General features: G+C 68.4%; 12 protein-coding genes and 2 tRNA genes. 3 read left to right on the forward strand and 11 right to left on the reverse strand.

Features of this window, described 5'->3' with window-relative positions; genetic code table 11:
* Window positions 1–224: 224 nt before the first annotated feature.
* Together ASG12_RS21725 and ASG12_RS21900 are read left to right on the forward strand one after the other, a co-directional pair.
* Window positions 225–1670: a hypothetical protein gene (locus ASG12_RS21725; protein WP_055790090.1), complete on the forward strand. Its 1446-nt coding sequence runs from the start codon at window positions 225–227 to the stop codon at window positions 1668–1670.
* A gap of 59 nt (window positions 1671–1729) precedes the next feature.
* Window positions 1730–3256 (forward strand): cellulase family glycosylhydrolase, encoded by a 1527-nt coding sequence (locus tag ASG12_RS21900; RefSeq protein WP_055790093.1) that lies wholly within the window; start codon window positions 1730–1732, stop codon window positions 3254–3256.
* 28 nt (window positions 3257–3284) lie between these two features.
* Here ASG12_RS21900 and ASG12_RS12820 read toward each other — a convergent pair whose 3' ends face one another.
* The 9 genes from ASG12_RS12820 to ASG12_RS12860 form a co-directional block, all read right to left on the reverse strand.
* Entirely contained in the window at window positions 3285–4391 is a 1107-nt protein-coding gene (locus ASG12_RS12820; protein WP_055790095.1) for a glycosyltransferase, read from the reverse strand.
* Window positions 4388–5659 (reverse strand): lipopolysaccharide biosynthesis protein, encoded by a 1272-nt coding sequence (locus tag ASG12_RS12825; protein WP_200932779.1) that lies wholly within the window; start codon window positions 5657–5659, stop codon window positions 4388–4390. Before ASG12_RS12825 ends, ASG12_RS12820 begins: the two co-directional genes overlap by 4 nt.
* Window positions 5656–6786 (reverse strand): hypothetical protein, encoded by a 1131-nt coding sequence (locus ASG12_RS12830; protein WP_055790097.1) that lies wholly within the window; start codon window positions 6784–6786, stop codon window positions 5656–5658. Before ASG12_RS12830 ends, ASG12_RS12825 begins: the two co-directional genes overlap by 4 nt.
* Before the next feature lie 20 nt (window positions 6787–6806).
* Window positions 6807–7463, reverse strand: a complete 657-nt coding sequence (locus ASG12_RS12835; RefSeq protein WP_045823160.1) for an acyltransferase — start codon at window positions 7461–7463, stop codon at window positions 6807–6809.
* A gap of 78 nt (window positions 7464–7541) precedes the next feature.
* Window positions 7542–8546 (reverse strand): GDP-mannose 4,6-dehydratase, encoded by a 1005-nt coding sequence (locus tag ASG12_RS12840; RefSeq protein ID WP_055790100.1) that lies wholly within the window; start codon window positions 8544–8546, stop codon window positions 7542–7544.
* Window positions 8536–9552, reverse strand: coding sequence for a GDP-mannose 4,6-dehydratase (locus ASG12_RS12845; protein ID WP_055790103.1), 1017 nt, complete (start codon window positions 9550–9552; stop codon window positions 8536–8538). Before ASG12_RS12845 ends, ASG12_RS12840 begins: the two co-directional genes overlap by 11 nt.
* On the reverse strand, window positions 9549–10718 hold the full coding sequence (locus tag ASG12_RS12850; protein ID WP_055790106.1) for a glycosyltransferase: 1170 nt from the start codon (window positions 10716–10718) through the stop codon (window positions 9549–9551). The genes ASG12_RS12845 and ASG12_RS12850 overlap by 4 nt, the downstream gene beginning before the upstream one ends.
* Window positions 10719–11145: 427 nt before the next feature.
* Window positions 11146–11219, reverse strand: a tRNA-Ile gene (locus tag ASG12_RS12855).
* Between the two features lie 19 nt (window positions 11220–11238).
* Window positions 11239–11311, reverse strand: a tRNA-Asn gene (locus tag ASG12_RS12860).
* Between the two features lie 284 nt (window positions 11312–11595).
* Between ASG12_RS12860 and ASG12_RS12865 the strand changes: the two genes are divergently transcribed.
* A complete protein-coding gene (locus tag ASG12_RS12865; RefSeq protein WP_055790107.1) occupies window positions 11596–11838 on the forward strand; it encodes a hypothetical protein in 243 nt (80 codons plus the stop codon).
* 1 nt (window position 11839) lies between these two features.
* Here the strand turns inward: ASG12_RS12865 and dnaG are convergent, their stop codons facing one another.
* Together dnaG and ASG12_RS12875 are read right to left on the reverse strand one after the other, a co-directional pair.
* Window positions 11840–13756, reverse strand: coding sequence for a DNA primase (dnaG, locus tag ASG12_RS12870; protein ID WP_055790110.1), 1917 nt, complete (start codon window positions 13754–13756; stop codon window positions 11840–11842).
* Entirely contained in the window at window positions 13737–15065 is a 1329-nt protein-coding gene (locus ASG12_RS12875) for an MFS transporter (protein ID WP_162243427.1), read from the reverse strand. Before ASG12_RS12875 ends, dnaG begins: the two co-directional genes overlap by 20 nt.
* Window positions 15066–15073 lie beyond the last annotated feature (8 nt).

A 15073-nucleotide genomic window follows, 5' to 3' on the forward strand; every position in this document is an offset into this window, starting at 1 on the left:
CCGGCCAGAAAACTGATGAACGATTCGTCTTCGACGCGAACATGATCTGTCTCCGACGGGTCACGAGCGAACGCGACCACCGACCCGAACGATACGACAATGTGCGATGGAGACCTCGCCTGCCATGCCCGGACAACCCTAACCCGACGTCCACCGACGCGCCGGGGATGCCCGAACGACCATACCGACTTGCACTCCCACATCGAGATGCAAAGATTGCCCACGTGAAGGTCGTCTATCGCGTCATCGTGGTCGCAGTTGCTCTGCTCGCCGCATTCGGCGCGATTTACCTCGGCGGGTCGGCGCTGAAGGCGACCCTGGCCGGTCTGGCGATGATCGTCGGTGTGTACGTGGGGTTGCGCCACCCCATCTGGCTGCTGTGGCTTCTCGCGTTCGTCGCCGGGATGTTCCCCGCCGGATACCTGCCGGGTGTGCACGTGCCCATGGTGTTCAGCTTCGCGATGGGTTCCCTGCTCGCCACGATCATCCATCCGTGGGAGGTCACGGGGTTCAGCACACTCGAACGCTGGGTGCTGGCCCTGGTGGGGGTGTCGTTCGTGTCGCTGGTGGCGAGCGGGTTCAACCTCATCGCCATCATGGAGTACGTCAAGTGGACCACAGCGACGCTGTTGATCATCGTGCTGCTGCGTCTCCCCCGCGACCAACTGCGCAGATTCGGTCAGGTCTACGTGGTCTCGGCGACCGCCGCGTCCCTGCTCGCCATCGGCATCGTGTTCGGCGACTCCGGAGGACGCGTGCTCAAGGCGCTGTCGATCCTGGGTTACGGCGTGAAGGACAACAACTTCTTCGTCTACACCGAGAGCGGCGCGGTGGCCCGACTGGCGGGGACGTTCCTCGAACCGAACTCCGCGGGCATCGCCATCCTCGTGGCCGCACTGATCTGCGCCGTCGTGTTCGACGGGTGGCGACGGGTCGCCTGTGGCGCGATCCTGCTGCTCGCCCTGGCGCTCACGCTGAGCCGCGCGTCGTTGTTCGCCGTGGTCGTCGGCGTGGTCCTCATGCTGGTGTTCGCGAGCCTGAGCACCCGTCAGCGCATGGGGATCGTCGGTGTCTTCTTCCTCGGGTTCTGCGTCGCGATCGCGGTGCCCAAGATCCGCAACCGCATCTTCAGTTCGTTCGGGTCGCAGGACGCCGGATCGAACGCACGTCTCGACGCCCTCAAGGATTTCCCCGGCTACATGGGTGGGAAATGGGTGTTCGGGCGTGGATGGGGGCTCATCGAATTCAAGGACCCGTCGAAATCGATCGCGACCAACTTCGTGGCCAATGCGCCCCTTTTGGCGACATATCGCGGCGGCGTGATCGTGGCGACGGTATTCGTTCTGACATTCCTGTATGCGAGTTATCTCGCATATCAGTGTCTGCGGACGACCCATTGGAATCTGGCATTCTATGGCGGCGGTTTCATCGGATTCTTCTTCCTCACCATGCAATTGGACATCGGCACGGTCACCATTCCGGCGACGGTCGCGGCCCTGTCATTGTTGGTGACATTCTTGAAATACAGCCATGAATTGGCCATGGACCTCGACGACGTCGGACGAGGCAGACCCGGCCCCGTCCCGGAACCGTTGCCGAGACCCGCTCCGCGGACACCCGTCGTCGACATCGTGACCCCGCGCGTGCCCGCCCACGCCCGGGCACAGTGAGGCGCCGGGCACCCGCACACTCCACTCCAGCGCGCGGGCCCCGGCACCCCGGATCCCGGGTGGTGCTGCTCGTGTCGCTGGTCCTCGTCTGCCTGACCGCGGCCGCCTGCGGCAGCGATCCGACCGCCGTCCCCGGGGTGCTCATCGCGCCGAGCGACCGCGTCTCGTCGAGCCCGATCGCCGTCGACGAATCCAGGACGACCCAGGGCATAGCCCTGTCGACCGCTCCCTACTTCGATCCCGCCGAGCAGACCCGCGGCAGCTATGACCTGGCCGCACGCACGGGACTGAACTCGATAAGACTGCCCATCCAATGGGGTCTGATCCAGCCCGACAACGAGAGCACCTTCGATTGGACGGTCACCGACCGGATCGTGGACGACGCCGTGCGGGCGAAGGTGAAGATCCTCGCGACCCTGTCCTCGACCCCCGCGTGGGCGGCCGCTCCCGGGGGCGACGGGCCCTACGTCCGACCGCGTGACCCCGGCCAGTTCGCCGCGTTCGCGGGCACGGTGGCCCGTCGCTACAAGGGCAAGATCGCCGACTACGAGATCTGGAACGAACCCAACGCGAGCATGTTCTACGGGCCGCAGCCGGATCCGGTCACCTACACCGCCCTGTTGACGGCGTCCTATCGGGCCATCAAAACGGTGGATCGCTCTCTCGTCGTCGTGGCCGGTGGCCTCGGCCCGGTGATCGATTCCGCATCGACGATCAACCCTGTCAAATTCTTGGGCGCGATGTACGCCGCGGGCGCCGCCGGCAACTTCGACGCGTTGTCGTTCCATCCCTACAAATACGACCTCAGCCTCGCCGACGGATGGCGCCTGCCGAACTCCCCCGGCCGACAACTGTCGGGACTCCGACAATTGATGATCGCTAATGGCGATGAGAGAAAAAAGATCTGGGCGACCGAATTCGGCATCCCCACCGTTGATGTCTCCGAGGCCGAACAGGCCCGGCGGATCCCCGAGTTCATCCAGAAGTGGATCGAGCTGCCCTACGTCGGCCCGGTGTTCTACTACACCGACCGCGACCGGGCGACCGGCGACGGCGACACCGAGAACAACTTCGGTCTCGAGCGCTCCGACGGGACCCCCAAGCCCGTCGTCGCGACGCTCTCGGCGTACGCGCGCAACGGTATACCCGACGCCACCGTCGATCGTCGGATCCGTGCGGTCGACGCCGAACCCGGGTGGGGTCGCATCCTCAGCCCCGTCGTCCCGGTCACCTCGACCGGCATCCTGGGGCGCTACTACGAGAACGTGACCGTCTTCTCCACGCCGATGGGTCTCATCTCCTCCCCCGCGGAGATCGCGGCGCGGATGGCGGCCTACGACACCTATCCCGTCGCCTTCTTCGTCGACGGCTACCAGGACACCGCGGCGGCACTGCGGATCTTCAGCTCGCCGTCGACCGGGACGCACGTCATCGGCAACGGGATCGTCTCGGCGTGGAATCCCCGCTACGGCCTCGCCACCACCGACGAGATACCGCTGCCCGGCGCGGGTGTTCGCGTGCAGTTCCAGAACGGATCGATCACCTGGACCCCGACCCGCGGAGGGGTGGGGATGCTCGACCGCTGAGGGGTGGGGATGCTCGACCGCTGAGCGGTCAGGGGCAGATGAGATCCTGCACGGTCCGCTGGGGGACCCCGTCGGCCCATCGTTGCGCGTTGCGGTCGTGCAGTGTGCGCGACTGCGTCTCGGCGTGGGCCGCGTCGAGCAGGTACCTGCGCGCCTGGTCGACGAACTGCGCCTCGTCGTCGAACGGGTCCAGGTCGAACACCGGACCGAGCGACCCGATGGCCGCCGAGGTGCCGATCACCGGCAGCCCGCGGCTGGCGGCGTCGAGGATCTTCACCCGCACCCCGCCGCCGGTCGCGACCGGCGCGATCAGCGCCCGGCAGGTGGACAGGAACGACTGCAGGTCGTCGACGAATCCGAGGTCGAAGACCCCGTCGGGGTAGGTCACCTCCGGCGCGTTGGCCGCCTTCGCGCCGACGATGTACAGCTCGGCGCCCTCGATCCCCTCGGCGATCCGGGGCCACAGCCGCAGCGCGATCTCGAAGGCCTCCTGGTTCGGCGGCCAGTCGCGGGTGCCCATGAAGACCAGCCGTGGCCCGGCGTCGGCGAGTGCGAGTCGCGTGGCCGGCGGCATCGTCAGGTCGATCCACCGCGCCCCTGCGGCGCCCTCGTCCCGGTACATCTGCGCCTCGTCGGCGTCGTAGGTGCCGACGGCGTCGGCCGCGCGGGCCACGCGGACCTCGTCGCGCAAGATGAACGGGCTCTGGAGACGTCCGATGATGCCGCGGGTCGCCTTCCACACCTGCGACTCGGTGTTGACGGTGTTGATGACGAAGCGCACACCGGGCTCGCGGGCCCGCAGATAGCTCTCGGCCATGTAGCTGTGTTCGGCCACCCACACATCCGACCGACCGTGGTGGGCGGCGATGGTGGCCCGCAGCTCGGGGTGGTCGTAGCGCTCGTGCACGATGCTGCGACGGTGCACCAGGCTGCGCGGCACCAGACGCATCGACGGTGCGGGCTTGGTGACGCGGGTCAACCCCGGCACCGACGGCGCGTCGCCGGCGGTGGACAGACAGATGGTCTCCACGTCGGCGAACGTCTTCGTGATCTCGATCATCAAGCGCGACAACGCGATGTCGCCGCCGTGCTCGACGACCGGATCCTTGGACAGCAGGTAGGTGACGCGCGTCATCGCCTCGTGGGGCCCTTCTCGTCGTCTGGATGTGACACAGCGCCGTCTGTGCCGCCGCCCGCGATCTCGTCCGGCGTCACGATGGGGTCGGCGACGGGCCTGCGGAGCGCGATGGTGAACACCGTCAACAGGATGATGTCGGCGATCACGGTCGCGATCGCCGCGCCCACCGCTCCGGCCCACACCAGACCGGCCACCATGGCCAGCTTGATCACGACCACGATGGCGTAGGCGCTGCTGCGCACGATGTCGCGTCGCTGCATCGACAGGATCACGGTGTCGACGAAGATCACGACGCGCAGGCACACGAACAGCGACATGATCATCATCGCGGCGGCGATCTCGGTCGCCACCGGCAGGAACAGTGCCACGAAACCGGCCACGAACAAGACCGATCCGGCCGCGGCGGCCAGGATCACGGTGTGTCGCATCGGCGGACCCGAGCTCACACGACCGTCACCGTCGCGCAGTTTCTCGTGATACGTGCTACCGAGCGCCGCACCCACCTGCGCCAGCGCCCACGCACACACCACGGCGATCGAGTAGTAGCCGACGGTGGTGCTGTCGGTGAGGAACCCGAGCAGCAGGACGTCGCCCTGCAGGTAGAGCGCCACGGCCAGGTTCTCCCCGAACAGCACCGCGGCGATCTTCGGCGGGCCGGGGAACTGCGGGCGATCGCCGCGGATCGTCCAGACCGCCAGCACCGCCACCACGAGATACGGGATGACGAACAGGACGCTGGCGATGGTCAGGGACGGATCGGGGGCGAGATAGAGGTACGCGCCGCCGAGGACCACGGCCGACACCTGACGGATGGTGTCCCAGCGTTGGACCACATCGGGATGACCGTCACGCAGACGGCGACTCTTCAACGCGCTGAAGATCATCTCGCCACCGCTGGCGACCAGACCGAACCAGACGATGTAGGAGAACGGCGTCAGCAACAGCCCGGGAATGATCATCGCCAACGCGATGAGGACGCGCAGCGACCGCTCGCGGACGAACCGGTCCTCGCTCTCCCGGATCGCACGGACAGCGAACGGGTTGTCCAGGGGCGCCGAGAGGATCGCGCCGGCGGCGTACGCCATCGCATACTGGCCGTAGGCGCCGACACCCACCTGGCCGATGAGCGAGGCGGTCCACAGCAGTCCGGTCCCGCGACCGCCGTAGGTCCACAGGGCCGCGATCAGGGCCTTGGTGATGTGCTGGCGACCGGACAGGACCGGCACCCCGGCGTCGGGTGCACCGGTGTCGGGTGCCGAACTCATCGGGACCAGACGTCGACGAACCGGTTGACCACGTTGCGCGGGCTGCGGTCGGCGCGCACCACGGTCAACTCGTCGACGAGACGGCGCAGCCGCGCGTCGTCGTCGACGAGGGACTGTGCGGCCGCGCTCAACGCCGGGATGGGGTCGGCATCGTCGTCGGGACCGCCGACGACCACCGCGCCACCGTCATCGGCCATCTCCGCCAGCGCACCGTGGGCGGTGCTGACCAGCGGGGTCAGGTAGGCGATGGCATGGGCGGCGACCGACGAGGCCGGGAACACCGGACCGTAGAGGGTGCGCTGCCCGTACGGCACGAGCAGCGTCCGCACCGAACCGAAGAAGTCGTCGAGATCGGAACCGTCCAGACCACCGAGGATCTCGACGCCCTCGACCGGCGGCAACGCCTCGGTGCCCCGCCCGGCGACACGCAGGGCGATGGACGGGTCCAGGGCGGCCCGGATACGCGAGATGTGCTCGAATCCCTTGCCGCGGTACACCAGTCCGAACATCCCGACCGCGCGCGGCCGCTCGTGGGCCGGGGCGATCTCCGGCCGGTCGAGCACGAGCAGGGGCACGTGGTGCACCGTCGCCCGCGGGAAGGCCGTCCGCAGTGAGTCGGCTCCGGCGTGGGTGAGCGCGAACATCGATCGGTCACCGATCACGCAACGCTCCACGGCCCGGGTGACCGGCCGTCCCGGGTAGTGCAGGGCATGGCTCGCCACACGCGACTTCGACAGCAGGCGCGTCCGTCCGGGCAGCCACACGACACCGGGTGGGTCGTGCACGGTCGCGGTGCTCACCACCGACGGGACCCTGCGCTCGACGAACGCGGTGGGCCAGAACGACTCGACCGACCCGCCCGACAGCTCGGCGTGCAGGGCGACCGGACCCGGGACGTCCACCGCCTCGAGGATCGCGCGATGTCGGCGGCGCAGCGTGGCGACGGTGTCGGTGCCGGGACCGGGATGGCGGAACTCGATCACGTCGTCGATCTGGCGCCGAAGCTCCTCGACGAAGACGTCGCTGTAATGCCCGACACCACCCGCGGTCGATTCCGGGGCGACGTAGACGACTCGGGACGGCCGACGGCGTGCGGACGCCGTCGGCTCCTGTGTGGGGTCGACCATGTTCGTGCGGCCGCGGCCCGTCAGAAGAACAGCGGTCGGTAGTACGGCGTGTACTGCAGGGCGTCGGGGTCCCGCATCGACTTCACCTTGGCGGGTACACCGGCGACCATCTCGAGGTCGTTGACCGGTCGCGTCACACAGGCGCAGGCACCGACGACCGCGCCGCGGCCGATGTGGGCGCCGCCGAGCACGGTGGCACGCGTCGCGACCCAGGCGTAGTCGCCCACCTGCAACGGCGCGAACACCGGCGGGAAGTCCTTGTGGTTGGGGTCGTGGCCGCCGGCGATGAACTGCGTGTCGCTGGCGATGACGACGTTGTCGCCGATCGCGATGCCGCTGCGGGCGTCGAACAGCACCCGGAAACCGATCGAGCAGTTCTCACCGATGTTGAGCAGGTCGATGTCGAAGACCTGCAGGCCGCGCAGGAACGTGGTCCCCTCGCCGATCGTGGCGCCGAACAGCTTCAGGTAGTTGCGACGGATGAAGTGGAACGGGATGTGGGTGACGAACGAGTTGAACAGCAGGCCACCGATCCGGTTGCGGATCTTGTAGCCGACCGACAGTTCCTCGAAGCTCCAGCGGGTCTTCCACCCGGGCGGATCGGGAAGCGTGAGGGTCTTCGCGGGCTCGCCTGCCGCGCTCGACTTCTCGGCATCGGACTGCTTGCTGACGGTCACACCTTCTCCTTGTTCGTCATCGGGTGTCGTCCCCCCGACGGGCTCGGCATGGTCACGCCGTACTCGGCGGATTCCAACTCATCGGGCGGCGACCGACTGCGCCATGTGCGATTCGACCATGTTCCGGACGATCTCGCCGAATTGCACGGTCGGCGCCCAGTCGAGGACCGCTCGGGCATGTGCCGCGTCACCCACGAAGTCCGACGGGTCCACGGGGCGGACGTGCGCGGAGTCGATCTCGACGAGGTGCTCCCAGTCGTCGATCCCCACCGCCGCGAAACCGGCGGCCACGAAATCGCGCACCGAATGCGAGGTGCCGGTCGCGATCACGAAGTCGTCCCCGCGGGCGTCCGAGCGCACCGCCATCCGGTACATCGCGTCGGCGTAGTCCGGGGCCCACCCCCAGTCGCGACGCGCGCTCATGTCGCCGAGCGACAAGCGGTCGCGCTCACCGCGGGCGATGGCCGCGACACCGTGCGCGATCTTCCCGGTCACGAATTCTGTTCCACGACGAGGTGATTCGTGGTTGAACAGGATCGCGTTGTTCACCGCCAGACCGCGATCACGGTAGACCGCGCCCAACAGGTGCGTGTAGGCCTTGGTGGCGCCGTAGGGCGACGAGGGCGCGATGGGCGTCGACTCGTCGAGACGACCGGCGTCGGTCGTGCCGAAGATCTCGGCGCTCGAGGCGTTGACGAACACGACGCGGTCACCGGTCCGGTCGGCCACGCCCATCGCCGCGTCGAGCAGGGCGGTGGTGGCCACGGCGTTCACCCGCGCGGTCGCCACGGGCGCCTGCCACGAACGTCCCACCGAGGAAGCACCCGCGAGGTGGAAGATCACGCCGGGCGTCACCTCGGTGACGAGGTCGGCGGCCGCGGTGTCGTCGACGAGGTCGCATCCGTGCAGATGAGCACCGGTCAGATCGGCCGGCGCGTTCTCCGACATGGACGTGCCGGGTCGGTAGGCGCCGTGCACCTCCCACCCGTCGGCGAGGAGGCGTTCGGCGAGGTACGAACCGTCCTGCCCGTAGATCCCGGTGACGAGGGCTACGCGCGGGTCGGGGCGAGCGTCATCGAGCATGGACAGCCGGGGGCGCAGCCTGTGCTCGGGTGCGCTCGGACTCGAGATCACCGGCCACCATCATCCGGACCAGCTCGGGGAACGAGACGCTCGGCGTCCAGCCCAGCTTCTCGCGCGCCTTGGCCGAGTCCCCGATCAGCAGGTCGACCTCGGCGGGCCGGAAGAACTGCGGATCGATCTTGACGTAGCGCTCCCAGTCGTCGATCCCGACCTCCGTGAACGCGATGTCGAGGAACTCGCGGATGGAGTGGGTCTCGCCGGTGGAGATGACGTAGTCGTCGGCCTCGTCCTGCTGCAGCATCAGGTACATCGCCTCGACGTAGTCGCCGGCGAAGCCCCAGTCGCGCTTGGCGTCGAGGTTGCCCAGGGAGATCGAGTCCTGCAGGCCCAGCGAGATGCGCGCGACCGCGTTGCTGATCTTGCGGGTCACGAACTCGATGCCGCGACGCGGCGACTCGTGGTTGAACAGCACACCCGAGCTGGCGTGCATGCCGTACGACTCGCGGTAGTTGATGGTCATGTAGTGGCCGTAGACCTTGGCGACGCCGTAGGGCGACCGCGGCCAGAGCAGGGTGGTCTCCTTCTGCGGGACCTCCTGCACGCGACCGAACATCTCCGAGCTCGACGCCTGGTAGAAGCGCACCTCGTGGTCGGAGATGTCCTGGTAGAGGCGCACGGCCTCGAGCATGTTCAGCACGCCACCACCGGTGACGTCGGTGGTCAGGCGCGCGTTCTCCCACGAGTACGCGACGAAGGAGATGGCACCGAGGTTGTAGACCTCGTCGGGCCGGGCGAGCGTCATCGACTTCATCAGGCTCGACAGGTCGAGCAGGTCACCGGTGACGATCTTGACGTCGGGGAACTCCTCGCGCAGCGCCCCCACCTTCGGGTTGTTCTGACCGCGGACGAGGCCCCAGACCTCGTAGCCCTTCGTCTGCAGCAGTTCGGCGAGATAGAGCCCGTCCTGTCCGGTGATACCGGTGATCAGGGCGCGTTTCTGGGTCACCAGATGTCCTTCGGGTCCGGCGCGAGACGGTCGACGATCTCGTGCAGTTGTGCGGCGAAGTGGTCGTCGGAGAAGCGCGTCACGTGGTCGGCGATCTTCTCCGAGTCCCAGTGACGCTGTTCGACGCGGGTCACCGCGGCACGGATGGCCTCGGGCTCGGGCTCGTCGAAGTACTCGGCGGTCACGTGCTCGACGGCGGTGTCGAGGAAGCCACCCCAGCGGAGCAGGGCGGCAGGCTTACCGTAGGCCGCACCCTCGATCGGGGTGAGACCGAAGTCCTCGTAGGAGGCGGCGACGACGGCCGAGCAGTGGCGGTAGAGCCACGCCATCTGGCGGTCGCTGAGGTCGGAGACCATCGCGACGTTGTCGGGCTTGAGTGCGCGCAGACGCTCGGCCTCGGGGCCGCGTCCGACGACGACGAGGCGACGATCGGTGCCGCGGAAGGCCTCGATGACCTTGTCGACGTTCTTGTAGGCCAACAGGCGCGAGATGCAGAGGTGGAAGCCCTCGGATGCCCACGCGGCGACCTCGTCGACGACCTCGGGTTCGGGCTCCACGGTGATGGTGGCCGGCGCGGGCAACACCATCGACGGCCGGTCGTAGGCGGCGGTGATCCGACCCTGTACGGCATGACTGATGGCGAGGTACTCCTCGCACGAGGCCGCGGCGCGACGATCCCAGAGGCGCAGGAAGGGTGTGAGCACCGACAGCGCGAGGCGCTTCTTCCACCCCGCCGACTCCCCCAGGTACGCCTCGGCCTGGTAGAGCCAGCGTGCCGGTGAGTAGCAGTAGACGAGCTTGGTGCCCGAGGTGCGGAAGCCGTGCGCCCAGCCGCTGGAACTGACCAGCACCAGGTCGGCGTCGATGTGCATCGACGACGCGGCGGCCGGGAGCAGCGGGAGGGCGGCGCGGTGGCTGCGGCGGAGGAAGCCGACCTTGTTCAGAGGCGAGACCCGGATGTCCATGTCGGAGAACTCGGGGTAGGTGTTCTCCGGGTCGAACAGGGTGGTGTAGATCACGGCATCAGGGAAGGCCCGCGCCATCGACAGCACGACCTTCTCGGCGCCGCCGCGCTGCGTGAGGTAGTCGTGGGCGATGGCCACACGGGGGCGGGACCGCTCATCGGAACCCGCGCGACGGCCGGCACCAGCGACATCGGCCCGCATGTTCAGGCCTTTCGTGTCCGCTCGGTCGATCACACTCACCGTGAGACTCCCATTCTGTGCGAAAGGCGTGGAACTTTCGGAGATTTCTCGTCGTGGAACTCGAGGCGAGCGTGTCGTCTGCTCACTCGACTGTCGTCAGCTTCGGGTGGATCGTTACGGGCTGGTCGGCGATCGGGTCAGAGATGACCGCCCTGTGACTGCGGCTAAGGATAACCGCTGCCGCTCTGCGGAGTGCGGTCAACGGGTTGTTGATTACCCCACGTCATTAGCTGAACACATGCACGGGGCACCGCGCCTGATCGCGGCGGGTGGGGAGCACCGAGGTCGCCGTCGAGACCGGCGTGGCGTGGAGACGGACCCATACCGGCCATTCGTCGCCGACGGCGGAGCGGATGGGGGCGAGATCACGAGGAGAAGAAGCGCACGGTGGGGCGGGCGGGGCTCGAACCCGCGACCAAGGGATTATGAGTCCCCGGCTCTGACCAACTGAGCTACCGCCCCGGGTCGGCGCGACCACCGGCTCCCCCAACTGGACTCGAACCAGTAACCGTCCGATTAACAGTCGGAAGCTCTGCCAATTGAGCTATGGGGGAATGCTGTCGATCGACGACGGGGCGAACCCCGCGGCCGAACCGCTGGGGTGACTTTATCCCATGGGGTCGGCCCGGCACCAAATCGGCCGTGACGGGAGTCCGACCGGGCTGTGCCGAGAGGCCGATTCGGCAGCACAGGGCCCGCCCGGAGATGTGGACACCACCCGCATCGGGCAGGATGGAGCCCGACATCAGGTCCGGCCGGTGCCCCTGCGCCGCCCCGTGGCGCGGCGTGCGCCACCGCTGTCCGGGACACGAGTGCTCGACACGGAAGGCTCAACCGCATGGTTCGACTGCTCGCCCTGCTCGGCGTCGGTTATGTACTCGGCGCGAAGGCGGGTCGGCGTCGCTACGACCAGATCAACGGCGCCTACCACGCCGTGACCGGGTCCCCGGCCACGCGCAAGGCGATCGAGCTCGGTCGTCAGAAGCTGTCGGAGAAGATCAACCCCGAGCCCCCGCTGACCCGCGTCCACCAGATCGACGACTCCACCACCGTCTACGCGCCTCGCGACCCGCGCGACTGATTCACCCGACGGGCGCGTTGGGGTCGACGGCCTGTTCGAGGAGACTCCGGCGGTACGCCTCGAGCGCGACGAGATCGCCGAACACCGTGTTGTAGGCGTCGGGATCGTCCCCGGGTGACATCCGTCGCAGCCGAGACTTGATGTCGGCGATCTGCTCGCCGACCCAGATCTCCTGCAGGCGCGCCAGCACACTGCCGATGTAGCGCGGGATCGCGTTCTCGTCGGCCGGCATCGGCTCGACGGCGAGTTCGGTCAACAGCGACGCCAGGACCGGGTTGTCGAGTTCGCGCCCGACCGTCTCCACCCACTGTGCGCCGCTCAACCCCGACGCGGTCCCGCCGACCGCGGCGATCGCGGCACGGATCAGCGCGTACGCCGGCTCGGGGAAACACTCGACGGGCAACGAGTCGAACACCGTGCCGGCGATCGCCGGGTGCTGCAGTCCCGCCTTGAGGGCCTCGCGCTGCGGCCACAGTCGGGGGTCGGTGGGCGACGGACGCGCCGCGCCGCCGGTTCCCGGTCCGGCGAGTTGGGCCCCGGCCCGGGTGCGGGCCTGCGATCGGGCGGCGGCACCGGTGCTGACCGCCGTCGACGTCGACTGTTCGCGGACCCGGCGCAGCACCTGACCCACGTCCTCCCAGCCGACCCATCCCGCGAGCTGCCGGGCGTACTCGTCGCGCAGGGCCACGTCCTTGATGCGGGCGACCACCGGGACGGTGTCGCGCAGCGCGTGCACACGTCCCTCCGCGGTGTCGAGATCGTGGCCGGCGAGGACAGCGCGAATGGCGAACTGGAACATGGGGATCCGCCGGGCCACGAGGTCACGGACGGCACCGTCGCCACTGCGTTGCCGGAGCTCGCAGGGATCCATGCCGTCGGGCGCGATGGCGACGAAGGTCTGACCGGCGATGCTCTGCTCCCCCTCGAACGCCTTGAGCGCCGCGGCCTGTCCGGCCGCGTCACCGTCGAAGGTGTAGATGACCTCGCCACGGAAGTACGAGTCGTCCATGAGCAGCCGTCGCAACAGGGCGAGATGGTCCTCGCCGAAGGCCGTGCCACACGACGCGACCGCGGTGGTGACACCCGACAGGTGCATCGCCATGACGTCGGTGTAGCCCTCGACGATCACCACCTGGTGCCCCTTGGCGATGTTCTTCTTCGCATGGTCGAGACCGAACAGCACCTGCGACTTCTTGTAGAGCATGGTCTCGGGCGTGTTCATGTACTTGCCCATGGTGTCGTCGTCGAACAGCTTGCGGGCGCCGAACCCGATGATGTCGCCGGCGAGGTTGCGGATGGGCCACAGCAGTCGTCGCCGGAAGCGGTCACGGGGACCGCGTTGCCCCTGCTGCGACAGACCGGCGGCCTCGAGTTCGGCGAACTCGAAACCCTGCGCGAGCAGCGCCTTGGTCATCGAGTCCCACGACAGCGGCGCGAACCCGCAGCCGAACTGCACCGATGCCGCCTGATCGAAGTCGCGCTCGAGCAGGTAGTCGCGCGCGGGCTTGGCGTCCGGGGTGAGGAGTTGCTCGGCGTAGAACTTCTGGGCCGCGGCGTTCGCGGCCACGAGACGCGCACGGGTGCCGCGGTCGCGGGCGACGCTGGTGCCGCCGCCCTCGTAGTTGATCTGGTAGCCGATCCGGTCGGCGAGCTGCTCGACCGCCTCGACGAAGGTGATGTGTTCCTGCTTCTGCAGGAAGGTGTAGACGTCGCCGCCCTCGCCGCACCCAAAGCAGTGGAAGTGGCCGTGGTTCGGTCGCACGTGGAACGACGGCGACTTCTCGTCGTGGAAGGGACACAGTCCCTTCAGGCTGTCGGCGCCCGCACGGCGCAACGCGACGTAGTCGCCGACGATGTCCTCGATGTTCGTGCGTTCGCGAATCGCCGTGATGTCACGATCAGGGATTCGGCCGGGCACTGCTCGAGTGTATCGGTGCGCGGTGGTCCGGGGCGCCGTCCGTCACGTCGTGCTCGGCGGTTGTCCCCAGACCCGGACGACCTGCGATCACACCGCACACCGCGAGCGGGATCATCGTCGCGGTCAGCGCGATGAGCGGTACCGACCAGCCGTCGGTGACCGAGTGCAGGACACCCATCGCCACCGGTCCGATCGCCGCGACGAGGTATCCCACGGTCTGCGCGGCGGCCGACAACGCGGTGGCCTCGGCGGCGCTCGCCGACCGGAGGTTCATCAACACCAGCGCCAGCGACAGCGCGCCCCCCTGGCCGAGTCCGACGAGAACCGCCGAGGGCCACGCTCCGGCCGTGCCGGTGCACAGCACGCCGAGCAGGCCGAGGATCGCGAGTGCGACGACCGCCACGGCGAGCGTGCTCTGCGACCGCAGTCGGGTGGCGATCACGGGGACGGTCAGCGCGGTGACGATGCTGGCGACACTGAGTGCGGAGAAGATCAGGCCGGCCTCGTCGGCGCTCACGCCCCGGTCCCGATAGATGGTCGGCAACCAGGCGACGGTCGCGTAGGCGAGCAGCGACTGAAGCCCCATGAAACCGGTTATGGCCCAACGCATCCGATTGGCCCCGGCGCGCGTCACGACGGCCACGGGTATCGGTGACCCGGCGCCGGTACCCGCGTCGCGGCGCAGACCGCGACCATGGGCCACGGCGAGCACGCCCATCGCCGCCGCCGCGATCAGCGCGGGAAGCGCCCACACCCCGAGACCGAGCCGCCAGCTGCCGTCGAATGCTCTCGTCAGCGGAGGTGTGATGCCCGACGCGATCCCGGCACTGACGCAGATCAGCGCGGTCAGCAGCCCCGTCATCACACCGATACGGTGCGGGAACAGCAAGCGGATCAGCACCGGCCCCAACACGTTGGCGACCGCGATCCCCAGGCCGCCGATCACGGTGCCGACCACGAGGACCGGCCAGCCGGGAACCGCGCGCAGAGCCGAGCCCACGGTCAGTAGAGCCATGCACCCCGCAGCGACGGGGAGCGCACCGAAGCGCCGTGCCAGACGTGGGGCGACGCTCGCCCCGAGACCGAGGCACACCACCGGGCCGGTGGTCAGCAGCGCGACCTCCAGGGATCCGAGGTGATACCCGTCGCGGATCTCGGAGATCAGCGACGAGGCGCTGCCGAACAACAGGCGCAGGCTCACCCCCAGGCCGATGACGGCGAAGACCGCGAAAGCGCCGGCACGCCAGGGCGGCAACGCGTCGTCCACCCGGAGGTCGCCGGCCGGCGACGTGGGTCCCACGGATGACACGGGCGTCC

Origin of the sequence: Williamsia sp. Leaf354, from assembly GCF_001424365.1 — a bacterium.
GTDB lineage: Bacteria > Actinomycetota > Actinomycetes > Mycobacteriales > Mycobacteriaceae > Williamsia_A.

What these genes read in the sequence shown, in the direction of transcription:
- ASG12_RS12820 (WP_055790095.1), bottom strand. Translation starts at nt 4,391, where the DNA reads ATGACGCGCGTCACCTACCTGCTGTCCAAGGATCCGGTCGTCGAGCAC.
- ASG12_RS12825 (WP_200932779.1), bottom strand. Translation starts at nt 5,659, where the DNA reads ATGAGTTCGGCACCCGACACCGGTGCACCCGACGCCGGGGTGCCGGTC.
- ASG12_RS12830 (WP_055790097.1), bottom strand. Translation starts at nt 6,786, where the DNA reads ATGGTCGACCCCACACAGGAGCCGACGGCGTCCGCACGCCGTCGGCCG.
- ASG12_RS12840 (WP_055790100.1), bottom strand. Translation starts at nt 8,546, where the DNA reads ATGCTCGATGACGCTCGCCCCGACCCGCGCGTAGCCCTCGTCACCGGG.
- ASG12_RS12850 (WP_055790106.1), bottom strand. Translation starts at nt 10,718, where the DNA reads ATGCGGGCCGATGTCGCTGGTGCCGGCCGTCGCGCGGGTTCCGATGAG.
- ASG12_RS12865 (WP_055790107.1), top strand. Translation starts at nt 11,596, where the DNA reads ATGGTTCGACTGCTCGCCCTGCTCGGCGTCGGTTATGTACTCGGCGCG.